1 protein-coding gene is annotated in these 277 nt (G+C 44.8%); it reads right to left on the bottom strand.

The annotated features are described in order from the left end of the window. Nucleotides 1–277 (bottom strand): hypothetical protein (locus tag KZZ04_RS19110; protein WP_219423836.1); only part of this gene is annotated, 277 nt, incomplete at both ends.

Genomic DNA, 277 nt, shown 5'->3' with positions numbered 1-277 from the left:
ACCATCAGGATCAGTCACTGGGGTGTCATCTGGACGTGTAGCATCATCTTGTCCATTGCTGCTTTCCTGACAAAGAGAAATCTTAATACCTGCCTGGTCACAGCCATCTTCTTTGCTTCCGAATCCACCCACGAAATAATCCACATCAGGATTTGCACTCAAAGTGAATGTTTGTGCATATTTATATGCTGTTGATGGGGCTCCACCAACATTGCGGGCAGGCTTATCATCACCAATCCAGTCAAGTTTGTCATTTTCTTGTGTTACTGCACATTGC

The organism is Pseudoalteromonas sp. CR1 (assembly GCF_019392235.1).
In the GTDB taxonomy this organism is placed as follows: Bacteria; Pseudomonadota; Gammaproteobacteria; order Enterobacterales; family Alteromonadaceae; genus Pseudoalteromonas.
This window is presented reverse-complemented; position numbering and strand designations above follow the sequence as displayed.